A 22,047-nucleotide genomic window follows, 5' to 3' on the forward strand; every position below is an offset into this window, starting at 1 on the left:
CAGAAGCCTGTTCCCTATTCACTACTCCCTATTCGCTATTGCCCAGCTTAAGCCGCTTCCGCAGCCAGCTTCTGTGCCTTCTCGACCGCTTCCTCGATGGAACCGACCATGTAGAAGGCTGCTTCCGGCAGGTGGTCGTATTCGCCGGCAACCAGGCCCTTGAAGCCCTTGATGGTGTCGGCGAGGTCGACCAGCTTGCCCGGGGCGCCCGTAAACACCTCGGCCACGAAGAACGGCTGCGACAGGAAGCGCTCGATCTTGCGGGCGCGGGCAACGGTCAGCTTGTCCTCTTCGGAAAGCTCGTCCATGCCCAGGATCGCGATGATGTCCTGCAGCGACTTGTAGCGCTGCAGCGTCTGCTGCACGTCGCGGGCCACCGCATAGTGCTCTTCGCCGACGATCTGCGGGTCGAGCATGCGCGAGGTCGAGTCGAGCGGATCCACAGCCGGGTAGATGCCCTTTTCCGCGATCGAGCGGTTCAGCGTCGTCGTCGCGTCAAGGTGCGCGAACGAGGTCGCCGGCGCGGGGTCGGTCAAGTCATCGGCCGGCACGTAGATGGCCTGCACCGAGGTGATCGAGCCCTTCTGCGTGGTGGTGATGCGTTCCTGCAGCGCGCCCATGTCGGTTGCAAGCGTCGGCTGGTAGCCCACGGCCGAAGGGATACGGCCGAGAAGCGCCGACACTTCCGAACCCGCCTGCGTGAAGCGGAAGATGTTGTCGACGAAGAACAGCACGTCCTGGCCCTGGTCGCGGAAGTACTCGGCGACCGTCAGGCCGGTGAGGCCGACGCGCGCACGCGCACCGGGCGGCTCGTTCATCTGGCCGTAGACGAGCGCGGCCTTCGAGCCTTCGCCGCCGCCCTTCTTGTTCACGCCAGACTCGATGAACTCGTGATAGAGATCGTTGCCCTCGCGAGTGCGCTCGCCGACGCCGGCGAACACCGAGTAGCCGCCATGCGCCTTGGCGATGTTGTTGATCAGTTCCTGGATCAGAACGGTCTTGCCCACGCCGGCGCCGCCGAACAGGCCGATCTTGCCGCCCTTGGCGTAAGGAGCGAGAAGGTCGATGACCTTGATGCCGGTCACGAGGATCGCGGCTTCCGTCGACTGCTCGATATATTCGGGTGCGGGCGCGTGGATCGGACGCATCTCGGTCGCGTTGAGCGGCCCTTCCTCGTCGATCGCCTCACCGATCACGTTGATGATGCGGCCGAGCATTTCGGGGCCGACCGGAACGGAGATCGCGGCACCGGTATCGGTAACCGCCTGGCCGCGCACGAGACCCTCGGTGGAGTCCATGGCGATGCAGCGCACCGTGTTCTCACCCAGGTGCTGGGCGACTTCGAGCACAAGGCGGTTGCCCTGGTTGTCGGTCTCCAACGCGTTCAGGATCGGAGGCAGATCGCCTTCGAATGATACGTCGACGACGGCGCCGATGACCTGGCGGACCTTGCCGGTAGCACCGGTTGCCTTGACGCGCGGTGCAGCGCTGGTCTTGGTTGCTGCCGCCTTGGCCGGAGCGGCCTTGCGAGCGGCCGGAGCCTTTGCAGCAGCCGCCTTGGGCGCAGCCGCTTTGGTGGCAGCCGCCTTCGGCGCTGCTGCGGCCTTGGCGGTGGTCGCCGGGGCCTTCTTGGGGGTAGCTGCTTTAGCCATCGTGAATACCCTCTTTCGTGTTCCTGTTGTCCGTCGGTCGCCGCGGGGGCCGCCCGGCCCCGCGCCTGTCGGCGGCTAGAGCGCTTCCGCGCCCGAAATGATCTCGATCAGTTCCTTGGTGATCTGCGCCTGGCGCTGGCGGTTATAGGTGATCGAAAGCTTGTTGATCATGTCGCCTGCGTTGCGCGTGGCGTTGTCCATCGCCGTCATCTTGGCACCCATCTCGCCGGCCGCGTTCTCAAGCAGCGCACGGAAGACCTGCACCGAGATGTTGCGCGGGATCAGGTCGGCCAGAATATCGCTGGCTTCCGGCTCGTACTCGTAGACGGCGCCGCCGTTGGCCTCACCCTCGACCGCCGGAGCGGAGGCGGGAATGATCTGCTGCGCGGTGGGCACCTGGCTGATGACCGACTTGAACTGCGAGTAGAACAGGGTCGCGACGTCGAACCCGCCTTCGTTGAAGAGCGAGATCACCTTCTTGGCGATGCCGTCTGCATGCACGAAGCCGACCTGCTTGGCGTCACGCAGCTCGACCCGGTCGATGATCTTGTCGGCGAAGTCGCGGCGCAGGATGTCGTAGCCCTTCTTGCCGACGGTGATGATCTTCACCGTCCTGCCCTCGCCGAGCAGCTTGCGGGCGTGATCGCGGGCAAGGCGGGCGATCTGCGAGTTGAAGCCGCCGCACAGACCGCGCTCGGCAGTCGCGACGACCAGAAGGTGCACGTCGTCCTTGCCTGTACCGGCCATCAGCGGCGGCGCATCCGACGCCGAAACCGCCTGACCGATATTGGCCATCACCGCTGCCATGCGCTCCGAATAGGGGCGCGCGGCCTCAGCCGCCTCCTGAGCACGGCGCAGCTTCGCCGCGGCGACCATCTGCATCGCCTTGGTGATCTTTTGCGTCGCCTTGACCGAGGCGATGCGGTTTCGAAGGTCTTTCAGTGAAGCCATGAGGCTACCCTATCCCCTTGTCCGGCAAGCCTCAGACGAAGTTCTTTGCGAAGGCGTCGATCTCGGCCTTGAGCTTAGCGCGCAGGTCGTCCGACAGCGCCTTCTCCTTGCGGATCGCGTCGAGCACCGCCTTACCGTCAGAACGCATGTGCGACAGCAGGCCCTGCTCGAACTTCGACACCTGGTTGATGGCGAGGTTGTCGAGGTAGCCATTGACGCCGGCGAAGATCACCGCGACCTGCTCTTCCGTCTTCAGCGGCGAGAACTGCGGCTGCTTGAGCAGCTCGGTCAGGCGCGCACCGCGGTTGAGCAGACGCTGCGTGGCGGCGTCGAGATCGGAGCCGAACTGCGCGAAGGCGGCCATCTCGCGATACTGCGCGAGCTCGCCCTTGATCGAGCCGGCAACCTGCTTCATCGCCTTGATTTGCGCGGCCGAGCCGACGCGGGACACCGAGAGACCAACATTCACCGCCGGGCGAATGCCCTGGAAGAACAGGTTGGTCTCGAGGAAGATCTGGCCGTCGGTGATCGAGATCACGTTGGTCGGGATGTAGGCCGAAACGTCGTTGGCCTGCGTCTCGATGACCGGAAGCGCGGTCAGCGAGCCAGCACCCATGTCGTCGTTCATCTTCGCCGCGCGCTCGAGCAGGCGGGAGTGCAGGTAGAAGACGTCGCCCGGATAGGCTTCACGGCCGGGCGGACGGCGCAGCAGCAGCGACATCTGGCGGTAAGCCACGGCCTGCTTGGACAGATCGTCATAGGCGATCAGCGCATGCTTGCCGTTGTCGCGGAAATATTCGCCCATGGCGCAGCCGGAGAACGGCGCGATGTACTGCAGCGGCGCCGGATCCGAAGCGGTCGCGGCGATGATGATCGAATATTCCAGCGCGCCGCGCTCTTCGAGCACCTTCACGAGCTGCGCGACGGTAGAGCGCTTCTGGCCGACCGCGACGTAGACGCAGTAGAGCTTCTGGCTCTCGTCGTCGCCATCGTTGAGCGGCTTCTGATTGAGGAAGGTGTCGAGAATGATCGCGGTCTTGCCGGTCTGGCGGTCGCCGATGACGAGTTCGCGCTGGCCACGACCGACCGGGATCAGGGCGTCGATGGCTTTGAGGCCGGTCGACATCGGCTCGTGCACCGACTTGCGCGGAATGATGCCGGGCGCCTTGACGTCGACGCGGCGGCGCTCCTTGGCCTTGATCGGGCCCTTGCCGTCGATCGGGTTGCCGAGGGCGTCGACCACGCGGCCGAGTAGCTCGGGACCGACAGGGACGTCCACGATGGCGCCGGTGCGCTTGACGGTGTCGCCTTCCTTGATGTCACGGTCGTTGCCGAAGATAACGACGCCGACATTGTCGGCTTCGAGGTTCAGCGCCATGCCACGGATGCCGCCGGGGAACTCGACCATTTCGCCGGCCTGGACATTGTCGAGGCCGTAGACGCGGGCGATGCCGTCACCGACGGAGAGAACCTGACCAACCTCGGAAACCTCGGCCTCTTTGCCGAAATTCTTGATCTGGTCCTTGAGAATTGCGGAAATTTCCGCGGCGCGGATATCCATCAGCCGACCTCTTTCAGTGCGAGCTTAAGCGAAGCGAGTTTGGTTTTGAGCGACGTGTCGATCTGGCGCGAGCCCATCTTGACCACCATGCCGCCGAGAAGGGTGGGATCCACCGTCAGGTTCACCGCAACATCCTTGCCGGCCACCGTCTTGAGCGCGGCAGTCAGTTCGGAGCGCTGTGCGGCGGTGAGTTCGTGCGCCGAGGAAACCTCGGCGGCGACCTCGCCGCGCGCCTCGGCCGCGATGCGACGGAAGGCGCGGATCATGCCGGGAACGGCGAAGAGACGGCGGTTGCGCGCAACCACGCGCAGGAAATTGCCGGTGAGGCCGGTGATCTTGGCCTTGTCCACAATGGCGGAGATCGCCTTGAACTGGTCATCGGCAGAGAACACCGGGCTCTCGATCAGTCGCCGCATATCGGCGCTGCCTTCGATCAGCGTTTCGAAGCGCGAAAGCTCGGATTCGACCTTGGCCACGGAGTTGGCTTGTGAAGCCAGTTCATGGAGCGAACCCGCATAGCGTTCGGCCACTCCGGAGATCATCGAGCCAGACTGTGCCACGGACCGTCTTTTCTCTCTGCCTGACAGATCAGAAGATTTCCCGCTGGAGCATCGGACTCTGGCTAAATCTTTGACCTTGTTGAAATTTCTCAGCCGGAACTATGGGCTTGCCGCATCCCCCTGCCGAAAGTCGCTTGCCGTCTAGCACAGGCTTTCCCGACTCGCAACAAGGCGAAAGGTAAGGATTTGCGGCAGTTTTGTCGCAGTCAGCGCGCGAAGGTGCGAGCCTGGCGCTGAATCAGGCGATGAAGCCCACCGCAAACGACAGAGCCAGCCCCGCGAGCGCGATTTCGATCACAAGCCACAGCCAGTTATAGATCGTGTTGCCGTCGTCGGAGAGCATCGAGATGATGCGGCCGAATGCCGTCAGCCCCCAGCACAGGCCAAGCGACAGGTACAGCAGCGGCTGGGCGAGCAGGATGCAGGCAAGCCCGCTGCCGACATAAAAGCCCGACATCGTCGCACGTGCCTCGGATACGGCCTCCGGATGCTCTGGAATGGTCTGCAAGCGCAGCGCCTTGAGCGTGAGACCGGGTGCGAACAGCATCAACAGACCGAACACCAAAGTGACGGCGGCCGCCGACCAGGCCAGCCACTCGCCCTGGCTCACCGGCCACGGAAACGCGAATTCCATGATCATCCCCTCAAATCGAATCGCGACGCGACATTAGCGAATGCCGGAGGTGCTGTCGCGCAGGAGTGCACGATGCCGGCGCGCATGTCCTAGCACCCTCCTCACAAGAAGCTCTGCGGATCGATGTCGACCGACACGCGCACCGAACCGCGCGGCCTTTCCGCCGCCGCCACCATCGCACGGACGAAGCCCTGCATGTCGGAGCGCCTTTCGCCGTGGATCAGCAGGCGGAAACGGTGGCGGCCGGCCACCAGCGCCAGCGGCGCCTCGGCCGGTCCCAGCACCGAGATGTCGGCGGCAGCAGGCGCCGCGCGGCGTAGCGCCCGACCGTGACCTTCGGCCTCGGCGCGGGTCGCAGCGCTGATGATGATCGCCGCGAGCCGGCCGAATGGCGGCAGCCCGGCGCGTTCGCGCTCGGCGATCTCGCGTTCGTAGAACGATTCGGCATCGCCTGAGACGAGCGCCTGCATCACCGGATGCGCGGGCTGGTAGGTCTGGATCAGGCCGAGGCTCTTGCGCCCGGTGCGGCCGGCGCGGCCGGTCACCTGGCTCAGGAGCTGGAAGGTGCGCTCGGCGGCGCGCGGGTCCCCGTTTGCCAGGCCGAGATCGGCATCCACCACGCCCACCAGCGTCATATTCGGGAAATTGTGCCCCTTGGCGACAAGCTGGGTGCCGATGACGATGTCGGCCTCGCCCTTGGCGATCGCGTCAAGCTCCAGCCGCAGCCGCTTCACGCCGCCCAGCATGTCCGAGGACAGGACGATGGTGCGCGCGTCGGGGAAGCGTCCCACCACCTCCTCGGCGATCCGCTCCACGCCCGGCCCGCAGGCGACCAGATGGTCGAGCGCACCGCATGAGGGACAGGCTTCCGGACGCGGCTCGGTATGGGCGCAATGGTGGCAGACGAGCTGCCCGCGAAACCGGTGTTCGACCAGCCAGCTCGAACAGCTCGGGCACTGGAAGCGATGGCCGCAGACGCGGCACAGCGTCAACGGCGCATAGCCGCGGCGGTTGAGGAAGAGCAGCGCCTGTTCGCCGCGCGCGACCGTCTTTTCCACCTGTTCCAGCAGGACCGGCGACAGGAAGCCGCCGCGCGCCGGCGGGCTGCGGCGCATGTCGATGGCGCGTAGGTCCGGCATCGCGGCTTCCGCGAAACGGGCCGGCAAGACGACGCGCTCGTATCGCCCCTGATCGGCGTTGACGCGGCTCTCCACGGCCGGCGTTGCGGATGCCAGCACCACGGGAAAGCCGCCGATATGACCGCGCACCACGGCCATGTCGCGCGCCGAGTAATAGACACGGTCCTCCTGCTTGTAGGCAGGGTCGTGTTCCTCGTCGACGACGATCAGCCCGAGATCGTTGAACGGCAGGAAAAGTGCAGAGCGCGCGCCGGCCACCACCCGTACCCGGCCTTCCGCAACCTGCCGCCAGACGCGCTCCCGCATCCTTGGCGACAGATCGGAATGCCATTCGGCAGGCTTGGCGCCGAAGCGATCGTGAAAGCGATCGAGGAAGGCCGCCGTCAGCGCAATTTCGGGCACCAGCACCAGCACCTGCCGGCCGGCTTCCACAGCCGCCGCGATCGCCTCGAAATAGACCTCCGTCTTGCCCGAACCGGTCACGCCGTCGAGCAGCGTGACGGAAAAGCCGCCACGCGCCTTGTCGCGCAACGTGCCCGCCGCATCCCGCTGGTCGGGCGTCAGGTCGGCCGCACCATAGGCTGGGTCGGGCGCGGCGACGACCGGCGGTGGAGGAATCTTGACGGTTTCGAACAGACCCTGTGCCTTGAGGCCATCGACAACCGTGAGTGAGACGCCCGCCGCATGCGCCAGGCCTGAACGCGTCCACGCCATGCCGTCGCGCGCCAGTTCCAGCACGCGAGCCCGCGCCGCCGTCGCCCGCTCGGGTTCGCCGCCGGCAAAGACCAGCCCTTCCAGCGGCGGCTCGGGGTCGAATGCGGCTGGCGCGCGCAGGAACATGCGCGCGACCATGCCTGGCGGCGACAGCGTGTAGGCCGCAACCCAATCGACGAACCGGCAGTCGGCGTCGGCCAGCGGCGGACAGTCGAACACCTCGCTGATCGGCCGCAGCTTCTTCGCGTCGACCCTGTCGGTCGGCGTGTCCCAGACGATGCCCGCCACCTCGCGCGGACCAAGCGGCACGCGCACGATAGACCCCGGGCCGACAACCATGCCATCGGGCACCGCATAGGAATAGGGCCGCTCCGCCGGCATCGGCACCAGCACGGGAACGATTCTGTTTCTGGACGAATCTTCGCTCATCGGACGTGACCTTGCCCGCTTCGTGCGTTAGAGCAAGGGCCAATGCGAAGCGACGGCGCCACCGTCGCCAGACTGTCAGGGAAAGAGACCATGAAGTTCTTCGTCGATACCGCCGATGTGAAGGAAATCCGCGAGCTCAACGATTTGGGCCTTCTGGATGGCGTGACCACCAACCCTTCGCTCATCCTCAAATCGGGCGGCAACATCACGGAAGTTACCAAAGAAATCTGCTCGATCGTCGAAGGCCCCGTCTCGGCTGAGGTTGTGGCGACCGAATACAACGAGATGATGCGCGAAGCCGACGTGCTGTCGAAAATCGCCGACAACATCTGCATCAAGGTGCCCCTGACGCTCGACGGGCTGAAGGCCTGCAAGGCGATCACCTCCGGCGGCCGCCTCGTCAACGTCACGCTGTGCTTCTCGGCCAATCAGGCGCTGCTGGCCGCCAAGGCCGGCGCGACCTTCATCTCGCCCTTCATCGGCCGCATCGACGACATGGGCGTCGACGGCATGGAGCTGATCTCCGAGATCCGCACCATCTACGACAATTACGGCTTCAACACCGAGATCCTCGCCGCCTCCATCCGCACCGTGAACCACGTCAAGCAGGCCGCTCTGATCGGCGCCGACGTCGCCACCGTGCCGCCGGCAACGCTGAAGGCGCTGGTCAAGCACCCGCTGACCGACAAGGGCCTGGAAGCCTTCCTCGCCGACTGGGCAAAGACCGGCCAGAAGATCGGCTGAGCCGGTTCGCTGCGGATTATGATCGCGTGAAGATGGCGGCCGGGTCGGCCGCCATTTTTTCGACCGTGTGCTGCTGCAGGAGCGCGGCGACCTCGCCCGGCTCGCCGTCGAGAAGGTCAGGCGCGATCGGCTTTCCGATGGTGATGCGGAAAGCGTCCTTCTTCTTGTTCAAAAGTTCATGAAAGACGGTCATGTCGCGCAGTTCGGTCGAATATTTCGACAGAAGGTAGAACAGGCCGGAATTGCGCGCCGTGAGACGGGCCGGGACGACCGGGACGCCGAACCGCCGGGCAAGTGCGACCACCGATCCCTGCCACGGCCGTTCGGTCAGCTTGCCTTCGTTCCAGTAGGCAATACGCCCGGAAGGGAACAGCACCACCGCCTTGCCGTCGCCGAAAGCGCGCGCGGTCATTGCGAGCGTGTCGCGGCTCTTGGAGTGCGACTTCTCCCCCTGGCGCCATTCCACCGGGATGATCAGGTCGCGGAAACCCGCCGCCACGCGCAGCGCATCGCGGTTGGCGAAAATCGCCATATCGGGCCGGCATCCCTTGAGCAGGTCGAAGACCGCGATGCCGTCGGCAATGCCGGTCGGATGGCTAGGCGCAAGAATGAACGCGCCCTCTTTCGGAAGGTTCTCGGTCCCCGTCGCCGTAACGTCCAGCGAAAGCAGGCGACTCAGATAGTCGAACGCGTCCCAGCCGGACATCGGACCGATGTCGTTCGCCATGGACACGGCCTGCCGGTAGTGAAAGGTGCGATAGATGATCGGCCGCAGGACCGGCCAGAGTGGACTGCGGGAAAGCCGGGTCGCGCGCTCGGCGATAAGCTGATCGACGATATGCTTCACTTCCGAACCGGCTCGTTCGTTCTCAAGCGCTGAGACCACTGAACCGGGCATCGACCTGAATTCCATTGGCAACCACTCCGTCGGGCCATGACTGGCTTAGGAAAGTGACAGCGCAGTGACAGGCCGAACTCTCCCACAAGTTGAAACGCCACGCATCGGGAAAGGTTCCATCTCGTTTTGAAGCCCGTTCACGGCTGGCCCTACAATTCCTCGGATTCGTCCTGCCCCAGCTTCTGGGCTTCCTCGGGACTTACGGGAACGTCTGCCGGCGCAACCTTGGAGGTGGATTGCTCCAGCTCCTGGGCAAGCGCCAGACGCAGCACTTCGGCAAGCTCGCGCGATGCCCTGTCTTCGGCGTTGCGGACGGCCCTGAGTGCTGCGAATTCCTGCCGCGGAATATCGTACGGCGCCTGAACGGAGCGCGTACCGGCTGAAATACGTTCGCCATTGCTGGCATCGGTTAGCACATACGAGCCCTGAACGGTGACGATGCCCGATGTCGGGTCGAGGTTCACGCGGCTCGTGTTGATCGAACTCGCGCGCGCGTCGGTCACGCGTACGGAAAGCTGCACCTTGTAGGCGGGCGATGCCGGCTGGCCCTTGCCGCCGCCGAGCAGGAAGATGAGGTGGTTGCGCACTTCCTGGCCGACGCGGTCGTCCACCGGCGCGATCTCGATCGATTCGAGCCGTGCGGATGCGAAAGCCTGTGGCCCGGTCGCCGACGTCACATCGCCATAAAGCGGGCGGACCGTGCAGCCGGCGACAACCGCCAGCCCCACGACGGAAATCAGAGTCACAAACCGCTTGTGCAGACCGGGCTTGCGGTGCGCGTGTCCCAGATCAGATGACGACATTGACGATCCTCTGCGGCACAACGATCACCTTGCGCGGCTGCTTTCCCTCGAGCGCAGCACGCACCACATCCAGCGCAAGCGCTGCTTCCTCGACGGCAGATTGATCCGCGTTTCGCGCGATTGTCAAATCGCCGCGCTTCTTGCCGTTGATCTGAACGGGCAGCACGATTTCGTCGTCGACGACCAGCGCCGCGTCGAATTCCGGCCATGGCTGATTCGCCGCCAGACCCTCGCCGCCCAGCGCCGCCCAGCACTCCTCGGCCAGGTGCGGCATCATCGGCGCGATCATCCGCACCAGCGCCTCGACCGCCTCGCGTAGCGCCGCCTTGGTGGTCGCGTCGGCTGCGCCTGCGCCCGCAACCTGCGGCGAAAGCACATTGACCAGCTCGTAAAGCCGCGCGACCGCCTTGTTGAAGCCGAGCTTCTCGATGTCCTCGCCGACAGCCTTCACCGTCTTGTGGACGGCCTTCGAGGTGGGAGCGGCATTGCCCTCCCGCGAGGGCGCAGGCGCCACACCGGCCATCGCGGGCGCGATCTCGGAAATCAGTCGCCACACACGCTGCACGAAGCGGTGCGCGCCTTCGACGCCCGCTTCCGTCCAGATCACATCGCGCTCGGGCGGCGAATCCGACAGCATGAACCAGCGCGCCGTATCGGCTCCGTAGCCGGCGATGATGTCGTCCGGATCGACGACATTCTTCTTCGACTTCGACATCTTCTCGATCGGCCCGATCGTGACGTCCTCACCGGAGGCGATCATGCTGGCACGCCGCGTCCCATCGGTCTCCTCGACCTTGACCTCTGCCGGCGTCACCCAGGTTCCGTTGGCGCCGCCGCCCAGCCTATAGGTCTCGTGAACCACCATGCCTTGTGTGAACAGGCCCTGAAACGGCTCCTCGACGCTGTTGAGGTGGCCGGTAACCTTCATCGCCCGCGCGAAGAAGCGCGAATAGAGCAGGTGCAGGATCGCGTGCTCGATGCCGCCGATATACTGGTTGACCGGCAGCCACCCGTTCGGCCCGTCCACATAGGCGAGGTCCGTCGGCTGGGCCTCGTCCCACGGGTCAGTGAACCGGGCGAAATACCACGACGAGTCGACAAACGTGTCCATCGTATCGGTGTCGCGCCGGGCATCCTTGCCGCAGTTCGGACAGGCGACATGCTTCCAGGTCGGATGATGGTCGAGCGGATTGCCAGGCTTGTCGAACGAAACGTCGTCCGGCAACCGCACCGGCAACCGGTCGGCAGGCACTGGCACCGCACCGCAATCGTCGCAGTGGACAACCGGGATCGGGCAGCCCCAGTAGCGCTGCCGCGAAATCAGCCAGTCGCGCAGGCGGAACTGAACCTTGCGCTCGCCCTGTGGCCGCCCGCCAATGGTCACGCCCGACAGACGTTGCGCGACCTCGTCGAAGGCTTCTGCCGGCTTCATGCCATCGAGGAAGCGCGAGTTGATCATCACGCCGTCGTCGGTGAAGGCTTCCTCGGTGATCTGGAATGTCGCCGCGTCGGCGCCTTCCGGCATCACGACAGGCACCACGGGCAAGCCGTATTTGTTGGCGAAGTCGAGGTCGCGCTGGTCGCCCGAGGGGCAACCGAAGATCGCCCCGGTGCCGTAGTCCATCAGTACGAAATTGGCGACATAGACCGGCAGCGTCCAGCTCTCGTCGAACGGATGGACGACTCGGATGCCGGTGTCGAAACCCTTCTTATCCGCGGTCTCGATCTCCGCCGCCGAGGTCCCGCCACGCTTGATCTCCTCGATGAACGAGGCCAGCTTGGGATTGTTCTCGGCTGCCTTCTTCGCCAGCGGATGGTCCGCGGCGATCGCCATGAACGAGGCCCCGAAGATCGTGTCCGGGCGGGTCGTGTAGACTTCCAGTTCGCTCTCGCCCGCAGGCGCCGAGGCAGGGTCCAGCTTCCACCGGATCTGCAGGCCTTCGGAGCGGCCGATCCAGTTGGACTGCATCAGCTTCACCTTCTCGGGCCAGCGCGGCAGCGTCTCAAGCCCGTCGAGCAGCTCCTGCGCCATCGAGGTGATCTTGAAGAACCATTGCGTCAGGTCGCGCTGCTCCACGGGCGCGCCCGAGCGCCAGCCCCGGCCGTCGATCACCTGCTCGTTGGCGAGCACGGTCATGTCGACCGGGTCCCAGTTGACCTTGGCGTTGCGGCGCTCGACCAGCCCGGCCTTCCAGAAGTCCAGGAACATCTTCTGCTGGTGGCGGTAGTAGGACGGGTCGCAGGTCGCGAACTCACGCGCCCAATCGAGCGACAGGCCCATCGTCTTCAACTGGCCCTTCATCGTCTCGATGTTGGCGTAGGTCCAGTCGCGCGGATTGACCTTGTTGTCGCGCGCCGCGTTTTCCGCCGGCAGGCCGAATGCGTCCCAGCCCATCGGATGCAGCACGTTGAAGCCCGTCGCGCGCTTGTAGCGTGCGACCACGTCGCCCATGGCATAGTTGCGCACATGGCCCATGTGAATGCGACCCGACGGGTACGGGAACATCTCGAGCACGTAATACTTCTCGCCCGGCGCGTCGTTCTTCGTCTCGAAGAGCTTCGCATCGTCCCAAGCCTTCTGCCATTTGGGTTCGGATGCGCGGGGATTGTATCGTTCGGTTGCCATGTCCGGAATTTCACCTAAAAGACGCTGGGATTCACACTTCTCAAAGTGAAGGTCGCTTGAAAGAAGTGCCATGCCTTCACCACGGTTTCCCGGACCCGTCAACCGTGGCGGGCGCGCAGGCAATGAAAACAGCGGATTTGGACCATGAACGAGGCGGTTTCACGGCTTGAGACGGTAAAGGCCAGCATCGCGGTAGCCGAACAGGAGGCCGGCCGTACTGCCGGCGTGGTGACGCTCGTCGCCGTGTCCAAGACCTTTGATGCCGACGACATCCGACCCGTGATCGAGGCGGGACAACGCGTCTTCGGCGAAAACCGGGTGCAGGAGGCGCAGTCGAAATGGCCGGCGCTGCGCGAGCACTTCCCCGATCTGGAACTACACCTGATCGGCCCGCTGCAATCCAACAAGGCGAAGGAAGCTGTTGCCCTTTTCGATGTCATCGAGACCGTCGACCGCGAGAAGATCGCCGCCGAGTTGGCCAGGGAGATAGACAAGCAGGGCAAGGCGCCGCGCCTCTACGTTCAGGTCAATACCGGGCTGGAAGAGCAGAAGGCCGGCATCGACCCGCGGGAGGCGGTTGCTTTCGTCAAGCGCTGTCGCGACGTCCATGGCCTCGCGATCGAGGGGCTGATGGCGATCCCGCCTTTCGACGAGAATCCGGGACCGCATTTCGCGTTGCTGGAAAAGCTCGCGCGCGAGGCCGGCGTGGAAAAGCTCTCCATGGGCATGTCCGGCGACTACGAGGCGGCGGTTCGCTTCGGCGCGACCAGCGTGAGGGTCGGCTCGGCCATCTTCGGTGCGCGCTGAAGGCCCGCACCTTCACGTCATCCGCACCGTCTCCACCAGAAAATCGAGGAACGCCCGTACGCGCGCCGGCAGGTGCTTGCCCTGACCGACATAGACCGCATGGGTGACTTCCGTGTCGCCCGGGTTGAACGGTTCGAGCAGCGCCACCAGCCGCCCGGCCTCGATGTCCGGCCCCACATGCCAGCGCGCGAGCCGCGCGATTCCGGCGCCTGCAAGCACCATATGCCGCATCGCCTCGCCATCACTCACCAGCGCATTGCCGGAGAGATTGACCACCGTAGTCTCACCCCGCGCGCCGACGAACGGCCAGCCGCTGATATGGCGCACGAAACAGAACGCGAGCAGGTTGTGTCTGGCAAGATCGTCCGGCGTTTGTGGCACGCCGCGCTTTTCCAGATAGGAGGGAGCCGCCACCAGCACCATCGGGCTCTGGCCGAGTTTGCGCGCGATCAGGCTTGATTCGCCGAGCGGCCCGGCGCGGATCGCAACGTCGGCGCGCTCCTCCATCAGGTCGATCACATTGTCGGTCAGCACGACGTCGACGCTCACCTCCGGGAAGCGCTCCAGAAAGCGCGGCAGCAGCGGTATCAGCTTGAGCTGGCCGAAGGGTACGTAGCTGTTGACGCGCAACCGCCCGCGCGGTGCGGAACCCGCCGCGGCCTCGCGTTCGGCTGAGAGCATTTCGGCCAGAATGCGCGTTGCGCTCTCGTAGAATCCGGCCCCCTCCGGCGTCAGTTGCAGCTTGCGCGTCGAGCGGCTGACGAGACGCGCGCCGAGGCGCGCCTCCAGCCGTGCGATCAGCTTGCTGACGGCCGATGGCGTCATGCGGAGCTGGCGGGCGGCAGCGGAGAAGCTGCCCGCCTCCACAACGCGCGCGAACACTTCCATTTCGCCGGAGCGATTGTTCTCGGGTCTGGCCATTGTGGAATCTATTTCACAGAAAATATGCCGACATCAAGGCTGGTTCACAGGGCGCGCGGTCACGATCTTCTGGTCAAGCGCCCGCCCAGGCGCATTCCCTGTCTCGAACGGAGCCTCCGATGCCCCTGGCACTCTATGCACTCACCGCCGGCGCTTTCGGCATCGGCGTCACCGAATTCGTCATCATGGGCCTGCTTATCGAGGTCAGCGCCGATCTCGGCGTGACAATCTCATCGGCCGGCCTGCTCATTTCCGGCTACGCGCTCGGCGTGGTGGCCGGCGCGCCGTTGCTCGGCGCCTTCACTGGCAAATGGCCGCGCAAGACGCTGCTGATGAGCCTGATGGTGGTCTTCACACTCGGCAATCTCGCCTGCGCGCTGGCCCCCGACTACTGGTCTCTGATGGCCGCGCGAGTGCTGACGGCTTTTGCCCACGCGTCCTTCTTCGGCGTCGGCTCTGTGGTTGCAACGAACCTCGTCGCGACCGACCGGAAGGCGTCGGCGATCGCGATCATGTTCACCGGCCTGACCGTCGCGAATATCCTCGGCGTCCCCTTCGGCACCTGGCTCGGTCAGGCTTACGGATGGCGGGCGACCTTTTGGGCCGTGACGCTGGTCGGCATCGCGGCGCTGGCGGTGATCGCCTTTCTGGTGCCGTCCGACGAGCGAACGGAGGACGAAGCAGATACCGGCGGCGCACTTGCCGTGCTCGGTCGCGGCCCTGTGCTGCTCGGCCTGCTCACCACGGTTCTGAGCTGGGTCGGCGTCTTCGCTGCCTTCACCTACATCGCGCCGATCCTGACGCAGATCACCGGCTTTTCGGATGCCGCCGTCTCGCCGATCCTGCTCGTCTTTGGCGGCGGCCTCGTAGTCGGCAACCTGCTCGGCGGCCGCCTTGCAGACAGGCGCCTTGTGCCGACCATGCTTGGCAGCCTCGTGGTCCTGTCGCTGGTGCTGCTCGCCATGACCTTCGCGATCCACAACCGCATCCTTGCCGTTATCGCCGTGGGGCTGCTCGGTGCCGCCGCCTTCGCCACCATCGCGCCGTTGCAGATGTGGGTGCTGGAGAAGGCCGAGGGTGCGGGTCAGGGCCTGGCATCAAGCTTCAACATTGCCGCCTTCAACCTCGGCAACGCAATCGGCGCCGGTCTGGGCGGTCTCATAATCGCCCACGGTCCCGGCCTCGGCGCGATCCCTTGGATCGCCGGTCTCGTGCCGCTGGCAGCGCTGCTCGTCGCCCTCGCCGCCCTGCGACTGCAGCGGCTCGACGCACCTCTCCCACCGGCGCCGGCCTGCCCGGACGCGGCAGAATAAACCCTCCCCAACAAACGACCCAGCAAGGAGTTCGAACTATGGAATATCGACGTCTCGGAGCCTCCGGCCTCAAGGTACCGGCCCTCAGCTTCGGCGCAGGCACCTTCGGTGGCGCCGGCCCGCTGTTCGGCGCCTGGGGCAACACCGATGCCACCGAAGCGCGCCGGCTTGTCGAAATCTGCCTCGAAGCGGGCGTGAACCTCTTCGACACGGCCGATGTCTACTCGAACGGAGCCTCCGAGGAGGTGCTTGGCGCAGCTCTCAAGGGATTGCGCGACGACGTGCTGATCTCGACCAAGATGTCGCTGCCGATGGGCGATGGCCCCAACGACGGCGGTTCGTCGCGGTCAAAGCTGATCAAGGGCGTCGAGGACGCCTTGCGCCGGCTCGGCACCGACCGGATCGATATTTTCCAGCTTCATGCCTTCGATGCGGGCACGCCGGTCGAGGAAGTCCTGTCGACGCTGGACACCCTGGTTCGCGACGGCAAGCTCCGTTACGTCGGCGTTTCCAACTTCTCCGGATGGCAGATCATGAAGGCGCTGGCCGCCGCCGACCGGCATGGCTGGCCGCGTTACGTGGCTCACCAAGTCTATTATTCCCTTGTCGGCCGCGACTATGAGTGGGATCTGATGCCGCTTGGCCGGGACGAGGGCGTCGGCGCGTTGGTCTGGAGCCCGCTCGGATGGGGCCGCCTGACCGGCAAGATCAGGCGCGGCCAGCCACTGCCTGAAGGCAGCAGGCTGCACGACACGGCAAGCTTCGGCCCGCCCGTCGAGGACGAGCATCTCTTCCGCGTCGTGGACACCCTGGAAGAGGTGGCCGGCGAGGCGGGCAAGACCGTGCCGCAGGTCGCGATCAACTGGCTGCTGCGGCGCCCGACCGTCTCGTCCGTCATCATCGGCGCGCGTAACGAGGAGCAGCTTAGGCAGAATCTCGGCGCGGTTGGCTGGTCGCTGACACCGGAGCAGGTCGCCAGGCTCGACGCCGCAAGCGAGGTCACCGCCCCCTACCCGCATTTCCCCTATCGCCGCCAGGAAGGTTTCGCCCGCCTGAACCCACCCGCAGTCTAGAAATCAGGCCCCACGCGTCGCCGGTCAGTGCAGTTGCAACTGGCCGGCGACGTTGCGCCATTCGTTCGGCGCGATCAGCTTTCGGTGGGTGTAGGCCACCGAATGCAGCGCACCCTCTATCTTTTCCTGCCAGAAGTCGATGAACCGGTAGAGTGCCGGGAATTTCGGCGCGATGTCGTAGTGCTGCCAGATGAAGGTCTGCAACAGGCCGGGGTGGTCGGGCATGTGGTAGAGGATTTCAGCCGTCGTCAGCCCGTAGCCCTTGAGCATCAGTTCCATTTCCGCGTTGTCGGACATGATGGATTTCCCGTCGCCGTTATCTCCTCCACGTGCGGAGTGTGCCCGGAAACTGGTTAACCGTCTACGCATTCACCCGCGATCACGACAGTTTTATCACGCGATTCCAACAATTTAGCAGCATCGATGCGCGAGTGCTGACAGCGCGTCTCGGGCTCGTCTGGCATAGACGGTGGCGCGTGCATGCCCTGACCACAAGGTCTAATGTTGTGGCCCGGCGCGAATTGGTAATAATGCGCCGCGAATGGCGACCATCCTTCGCCTGCCGGCCCGCGCACGCGGGAGGGCTGAACAATCCGGGGAGAAAAAAACATGTCCGACGTCAAGCTTCATCGCGTCCAGCCGGCGTGGAAGAAAGGCGCGCTGATCGATAACGACACCTATCTGAAATGGTATCGGGACAGCGTGAAGAACCCGGAGAAGTTCTGGGGCAAGCATGGCAAGCGCATCGATTGGTTCAAGCCCTATACGAAGGTCAAGAACACCTCGTTTTCCGGCAAGGTCTCGATCAAGTGGTTCGAGGACGGCCAGACCAACGTCGCCTACAACTGCATCGACCGCCACCTGAAGAAGCGCGGCGATCAGGTTGCGATCATCTGGGAAGGCGACAACCCCTACGACGACAAGAAGATCACCTATAACGAGCTCTACGAACACGTCTGCCGGCTGGCCAACGTGATGAAGAAGCACGGCGTCAAGAAGGGCGACCGGGTCACCATCTACATGCCGATGATCCCCGAGGCGACATACGCGATGCTCGCCTGCGCCCGCATCGGCGCGGTGCACTCGGTCGTCTTCGGCGGCTTCTCGCCCGACGCGCTGGCAGGCCGCATCGTCGATTGCGAATCGACCTTCGTCATCACCGCCGACGAGGGTCTGCGCGGCGGCCGTAGCATTCCGCTCAAGGAAAACACCGACAAGGCGATCGACATCGCCACAAGGCAAAAGGTCAAGGTGAAGAACGTGCTGGTGGTGCGGCGCACGGGCGGCAAGGTCGGCTGGGAGAGCGACCGCGACCTCTGGTATCACGACGAGGTGCGCTCGGTTAAGCCTGAGTGCAAGCCAGAGAAGATGAAGGCCGAGGACCCGCTGTTCATCCTCTACACCTCCGGCTCGACCGGCAAGCCGAAGGGCGTGCTGCACACCACCGGCGGCTATCTCGTCTACGCCTCGATGACGCATCAATACGTCTTCGACTACCATGACGGTGACATCTACTGGTGCACAGCCGACGTGGGCTGGGTGACCGGCCATTCCTACATCGTCTACGGTCCGCTCGCCAACGGCGCGACGACGCTGATGTTCGAGGGCGTGCCCAACTATCCCACCGCCGGCCGGTTCTGGGAGGTGGTCGACAAGCACAAGGTCAACATCTTCTACACCGCGCCCACCGCCATCCGCGCGCTGATGGGCGCTGGCGACGACCATGTGAAGAAATCTTCGCGCAAGACGCTGAAGGTGCTGGGCTCGGTCGGCGAGCCGATCAACCCGGAAGCCTGGGAATGGTATTTCAATGTCGTCGGCGAGAAGAAGGTGCCGATCGTCGACACATGGTGGCAGACCGAGACCGGCGGCATCCTGATCACGCCGCTTCCCGGCGCGACCGACCTCAAGGCAGGCTCCGCGACGCGGCCCTTCTTCGGGGTCCAGCCGCAGCTCGTCGACAATGAGGGCAACGTGCTCGAGGGTGCCGCCGACGGCAATCTCTGCATCGTCGATTCCTGGCCCGGCCAGATGCGCACGGTTTATGGCGACCATGACCGTTTCATCCAGACCTATTTCGCCACCTACAAGGGCAAGTATTTCACCGGCGATGGCTGCCGGCGCGACGCGGACGGATACTACTGGATCACCGGCCGCGTCGACGACGTGCTCAACGTGTCGGGCCACCGCATGGGCACGGCCGAGGTGGAATCGGCACTGGTCAGCCACGACAAGGTGTCCGAGGCCGCCGTCGTCGGCTATCCGCACGACATCAAGGGCCAGGGCATCTACTGCTACGTTACCCTGATGGCCGGTGAGCAGGGCTCCGACGCGTTGCGCAAGGAACTGGTCGCCCATGTGCGCAAGGAGATCGGCCCGATCGCCTCACCCGACCTGATCCAGTTCTCACCCGGCCTGCCCAAGACCCGCTCCGGCAAGATCATGCGGCGCATTCTGCGCAAGATCGCCGAGGACGATTTCGGTGCGCTGGGCGACACTTCGACGCTCGCCGATCCCGGTGTGGTGGACGATCTGGTCGAGAACCGACAAAACAAGAAGAAGTGACGTCGCGTAAGCGCGGACTTGCGAAAACGTCCTGACTGTCCCACATTGGGCATGTGTTCAACGAACTGAAAGGAGGTGATCCAATGTCGAGTGATTCCATGTTCCGTAGCGTGGTCCCGGCGGATCGTCCTTTCGGGAAGCAGTCTTCCTGACAGGCGCGTGAAGCGCGGCCGGCGACCTGAGCTTCGGCTAAGGTTGTCGCCACGGGTCGCGCCACGGAACGGAAACACGAGGGCCGCTCTTTCGAGCGGCCCTTTTTCTTGCCTTTGAGGAAGTCGGTTACTTGGTGAGAGCCAGGCTCTCGATGTTCTTGACGATAGCCTTGAAGGCCTGGTCGAGTTCTGAACCCGACGACGTGTCGTAGAAGAAGGTAACGCCACTGGTCGCGGGCGACGCACAATCCTTCATCAAATCGCGCGCAGCATTGTTGGGCAACTTAAACCCGATGGTGAAGACGTTGATTCCCGCCTTGCGCATTTCAGCACATAGTCTCTTGGCGTGGGGAATAGATCGCGCGGCGGCGACCGAACCATAGGCCTCGTAAACCTCGTTGGCCCCATCGAAACCAAGATTGAACTCTCCATCCGTCATCAGGATCGCAAACTTGCCGACTTTCTCGGCATCATAAGGTCCGGCCTCGGCCGCGCTTCCGACGACGTCCTTCCATTTATCTGAAAGCATGTACCACACCCATTGGATCCCAATATGGCCCCCGGTTCCCCCTTCCGCAGCAAACTTACCGATAGCGTCGGTCAACGTCTTGGCGTTGCTTGTCAGCGGCACGATCGTCGCGCTCGGACACGAGCGGCTTGCCCCAAAGTTCTTGCGCAGGTTGGGATCGTAGTAACCTTTGGCGAAATCGGTCAGCAGATAATCCCTGTTGACCATGACGACATCCGGGCCGACATCCTCATATTGATGGATGCCCTTGCGCTCTGTCGCGCAGTTGTCAGGGCGCAGCAAACCCGAAACGAGATTGACCAGATTGGTGTTGGAAACGGTCCTGCCACGATCCGACTTGCTCTTTTCGATGTAGACCGACTTGTAGGCTATGGTCGGCCCGACATTGACAGAGTTGGCGTAGGGAACGAGCGCGATCCGAACACGATCGTCCAGGTTCTTACCGCTCAACAGCAGATTGACCGCATTCTTGGCTGCATCCTGGAGGTCGCCGAGCTTGTCGTCCGATCCGGCCTTTTTCATCGAGCCCGTCAAGTCGAGCGCCATGGCGATCTCGATCTTGCGGTCGGAGTAGATCGCTGCGGATTCGGCTGTAACTTTCTGATGGTTCGCGGTGCCGAACAGGGCGAAGGCAAGGTCGAGTTCCACGCTTGCCTTTGCTTCCACCGTTCGGGCCACGGGATCGATAACGATGCTGTCCAGCGTCAGCCGGCCTTCTTCGGCATAGGCGCGCTGTCCGTTGGCAAGGAGGAAGGCTTCGACAACGCCCCGCGCCTCATCCTTGGTGATGACGCCCGTCGTCAGATCGCGGGCCGTGGATGTCACCGCCGAGTCCAGCGCCGCGAGCAGGTTCGACTTCGTAATCGATATCTGCGCAACGTTGAGGCCGTAGCCCGATGCCAGCACCAGCAGCGGTGCTGTCACAGCCATCATCAACCCGAAATTACCGCCTCGATTGCGCCTGAAGCGCGCTCCGAGCCGCCCAAAACCCCCGACCTTCCGCATCGCCTGTCTCCGTTCACAACAAGTGACATCGTTCGCCATAGCCCTGCATCCGATGGGCCGGTGCGGGCGAAATCACGGTCGATAAGGCGCGAAATACGTTAAGGTCCTGTTTTTTACTGGCTGAAGCTGTCGGCGTGGTTGGTGACAGGTTAACGCGTTGAGACAAAAGAAAACCGGCTCGTCGGCTATCCGGGATTTTTGTGTTTCATTTCAGATCAACTTGCACTGTTGGCATCGCGATTGTCGCAAAATGGAACACGGCGCCCATTCCCATAATGACGCACCACACCTTGGGTAATCAAGGTTTCCGCGATCGACGGGCCTGCCGCGATTGCCGCATCGGCAAGGACCCTGCCGTAATATTTGCCGCCGCCGACATGCGAGATCACCACCTGCCGCCCCTCGATCAGCCGCTCAAGTGCGACCTTCGCCTCCATGGCCGCTTGCCTTTCCGCGCGGCAGCGGCTGCGCAGCTCAGGCGCGTCTATGCCTCGGATACGCACGGCAACCCGTACCCTGTGCCCCGGCCACACAAGCGCTTCTGCCTCGAAGGTGTCTCCGTCGATGACGCGCAGCACGCGTGCCTTGACCGGCCCGTCCACGAGTTCGGAAGCTGACGCTGGGAGCAACCAGAAAACACAAATGGCTATCGATATGAGCCGCGCATAGGTCATTTTAGGATCATATTCCTATCATGATCTGTGCGCAAGCACCCCTGCAAGGTTGTTACCCGAGCCTAGAAGTCGCTGGCCATTCCCTTGACCTCCCAGTCGCCGTAGCGGGCGGGATCGAGCCCGTCGCGTCCACCGAGCTCCTTCGGTCTTTCGGCTTCGCGCTTCAGTGACTGCGCGCGGCGGGCCTCTGCCTCGGCGAGTGCACGGCGCGCGGCATCGCTTAGCGGCCTGGGCGCGGTTTCGTCCCGGGTTTCCGATGGTTCGGTCACGGGCGCGTCACGCATGCGGCTTTCCCTC

At 64.0% G+C, this 22,047-nt stretch carries 19 protein-coding genes; 5 read left to right on the forward strand and 14 right to left on the reverse strand.

The window, feature by feature from the left end:
* Window positions 1-47: 47 nt before the first annotated feature.
* The 6 genes from atpD to ACVJNE_RS06015 form a co-directional block, all read right to left on the reverse strand.
* Window positions 48-1,652 carry a F0F1 ATP synthase subunit beta gene (gene atpD, locus ACVJNE_RS05990; protein ID WP_499563823.1) on the reverse strand — a complete coding sequence of 535 codons (1,605 nt, stop codon included), beginning with the start codon at window positions 1,650-1,652 and terminating at the stop codon, window positions 48-50.
* A 75-nt stretch (window positions 1,653-1,727) separates the two neighbouring features.
* Entirely contained in the window at window positions 1,728-2,603 is an 876-nt protein-coding gene (locus tag ACVJNE_RS05995; RefSeq protein ID WP_499563825.1) for a F0F1 ATP synthase subunit gamma, read from the reverse strand.
* 31 nt (window positions 2,604-2,634) lie between these two features.
* Window positions 2,635-4,164 (reverse strand): F0F1 ATP synthase subunit alpha, encoded by a 1,530-nt coding sequence (gene atpA / locus ACVJNE_RS06000; RefSeq protein ID WP_173189020.1) that lies wholly within the window; start codon window positions 4,162-4,164, stop codon window positions 2,635-2,637.
* On the reverse strand, window positions 4,164-4,706 hold the full coding sequence (locus ACVJNE_RS06005) for a F0F1 ATP synthase subunit delta (RefSeq protein ID WP_379014438.1): 543 nt from the start codon (window positions 4,704-4,706) through the stop codon (window positions 4,164-4,166). The genes atpA and ACVJNE_RS06005 overlap by 1 nt, the downstream gene beginning before the upstream one ends.
* A 256-nt stretch (window positions 4,707-4,962) precedes the next feature.
* The gene (locus ACVJNE_RS06010) at window positions 4,963-5,358 is read right to left on the reverse strand and encodes an AGROH133_08824 family phage infection protein (RefSeq protein ID WP_499563827.1); all 396 of its coding nucleotides are present in this window, start codon (window positions 5,356-5,358) and stop codon (window positions 4,963-4,965) included.
* 101 nt (window positions 5,359-5,459) lie between these two features.
* Window positions 5,460-7,640: a primosomal protein N' gene (locus ACVJNE_RS06015; RefSeq protein ID WP_499563829.1), complete on the reverse strand. Its 2,181-nt coding sequence runs from the start codon at window positions 7,638-7,640 to the stop codon at window positions 5,460-5,462.
* A 90-nt stretch (window positions 7,641-7,730) separates the two neighbouring features.
* On the opposite strand from ACVJNE_RS06015, the gene fsa reads away from it, so the two are divergent.
* Window positions 7,731-8,384, forward strand: a complete 654-nt coding sequence (gene fsa, locus ACVJNE_RS06020) for a fructose-6-phosphate aldolase (protein WP_173189016.1) — start codon at window positions 7,731-7,733, stop codon at window positions 8,382-8,384.
* Window positions 8,385-8,400: 16 nt separating this feature from the next.
* On the opposite strand, the gene ACVJNE_RS06025 is transcribed toward fsa, so the two are convergent.
* The 3 genes from ACVJNE_RS06025 to leuS all read right to left on the reverse strand — a co-directional run bounded on the left by ACVJNE_RS06025 (window position 8,401) and on the right by leuS (window position 12,711).
* The gene (locus tag ACVJNE_RS06025; protein WP_499563831.1) at window positions 8,401-9,297 is read right to left on the reverse strand and encodes a GNAT family N-acetyltransferase; all 897 of its coding nucleotides are present in this window, start codon (window positions 9,295-9,297) and stop codon (window positions 8,401-8,403) included.
* Between the two features lie 134 nt (window positions 9,298-9,431).
* Window positions 9,432-10,085, reverse strand: a complete 654-nt coding sequence (locus ACVJNE_RS06030) for an LPS assembly lipoprotein LptE (protein ID WP_499563833.1) — start codon at window positions 10,083-10,085, stop codon at window positions 9,432-9,434.
* Window positions 10,072-12,711: a leucine--tRNA ligase gene (gene leuS / locus ACVJNE_RS06035; RefSeq protein ID WP_499563835.1), complete on the reverse strand. Its 2,640-nt coding sequence runs from the start codon at window positions 12,709-12,711 to the stop codon at window positions 10,072-10,074. Before leuS ends, ACVJNE_RS06030 begins: the two co-directional genes overlap by 14 nt.
* Window positions 12,712-12,855: 144 nt before the next feature.
* Here leuS and ACVJNE_RS06040 point away from each other — a divergent pair, with 144 nt between their 5' ends.
* Window positions 12,856-13,518 (forward strand): YggS family pyridoxal phosphate-dependent enzyme, encoded by a 663-nt coding sequence (locus ACVJNE_RS06040; RefSeq protein ID WP_499563837.1) that lies wholly within the window; start codon window positions 12,856-12,858, stop codon window positions 13,516-13,518.
* A 12-nt stretch (window positions 13,519-13,530) separates the two neighbouring features.
* On the opposite strand, the gene ACVJNE_RS06045 is transcribed toward ACVJNE_RS06040, so the two are convergent.
* On the reverse strand, window positions 13,531-14,439 hold the full coding sequence (locus ACVJNE_RS06045) for a LysR family transcriptional regulator (protein WP_499563839.1): 909 nt from the start codon (window positions 14,437-14,439) through the stop codon (window positions 13,531-13,533).
* Window positions 14,440-14,558: 119 nt separating this feature from the next.
* Between ACVJNE_RS06045 and ACVJNE_RS06050 the strand changes: the two genes are divergently transcribed.
* A complete protein-coding gene (locus tag ACVJNE_RS06050; protein WP_499563840.1) occupies window positions 14,559-15,752 on the forward strand; it encodes an MFS transporter in 1,194 nt (397 codons plus the stop codon).
* A gap of 38 nt (window positions 15,753-15,790) precedes the next feature.
* Window positions 15,791-16,825 (forward strand): aldo/keto reductase, encoded by a 1,035-nt coding sequence (locus ACVJNE_RS06055; RefSeq protein WP_499563842.1) that lies wholly within the window; start codon window positions 15,791-15,793, stop codon window positions 16,823-16,825.
* A gap of 24 nt (window positions 16,826-16,849) precedes the next feature.
* Here ACVJNE_RS06055 and ACVJNE_RS06060 read toward each other — a convergent pair whose 3' ends face one another.
* Window positions 16,850-17,122, reverse strand: coding sequence for an usg protein (locus ACVJNE_RS06060; RefSeq protein ID WP_499563844.1), 273 nt, complete (start codon window positions 17,120-17,122; stop codon window positions 16,850-16,852).
* A 312-nt stretch (window positions 17,123-17,434) separates the two neighbouring features.
* Between ACVJNE_RS06060 and acs the strand changes: the two genes are divergently transcribed.
* On the forward strand, window positions 17,435-19,390 hold the full coding sequence (gene acs / locus ACVJNE_RS06065; RefSeq protein WP_499563845.1) for an acetate--CoA ligase: 1,956 nt from the start codon (window positions 17,435-17,437) through the stop codon (window positions 19,388-19,390).
* Between the two features lie 279 nt (window positions 19,391-19,669).
* On the opposite strand, the gene ACVJNE_RS06070 is transcribed toward acs, so the two are convergent.
* From ACVJNE_RS06070 to ACVJNE_RS06080, 3 genes are all read right to left on the reverse strand, one after another.
* Window positions 19,670-21,004, reverse strand: coding sequence for a vWA domain-containing protein (locus tag ACVJNE_RS06070; RefSeq protein ID WP_499563847.1), 1,335 nt, complete (start codon window positions 21,002-21,004; stop codon window positions 19,670-19,672).
* Between the two features lie 287 nt (window positions 21,005-21,291).
* Window positions 21,292-21,750 (reverse strand): thermonuclease family protein, encoded by a 459-nt coding sequence (locus ACVJNE_RS06075; RefSeq protein WP_499563849.1) that lies wholly within the window; start codon window positions 21,748-21,750, stop codon window positions 21,292-21,294.
* A 62-nt stretch (window positions 21,751-21,812) separates the two neighbouring features.
* Complete coding sequence (locus ACVJNE_RS06080) at window positions 21,813-22,034, reverse strand: DUF1674 domain-containing protein (protein ID WP_173188997.1); 222 nt, start codon at window positions 22,032-22,034, stop codon at window positions 21,813-21,815.
* Between the last annotated feature and the right edge of the window lie 13 nt (window positions 22,035-22,047).

The organism is Mesorhizobium sp. DxT, from assembly GCF_058448885.1.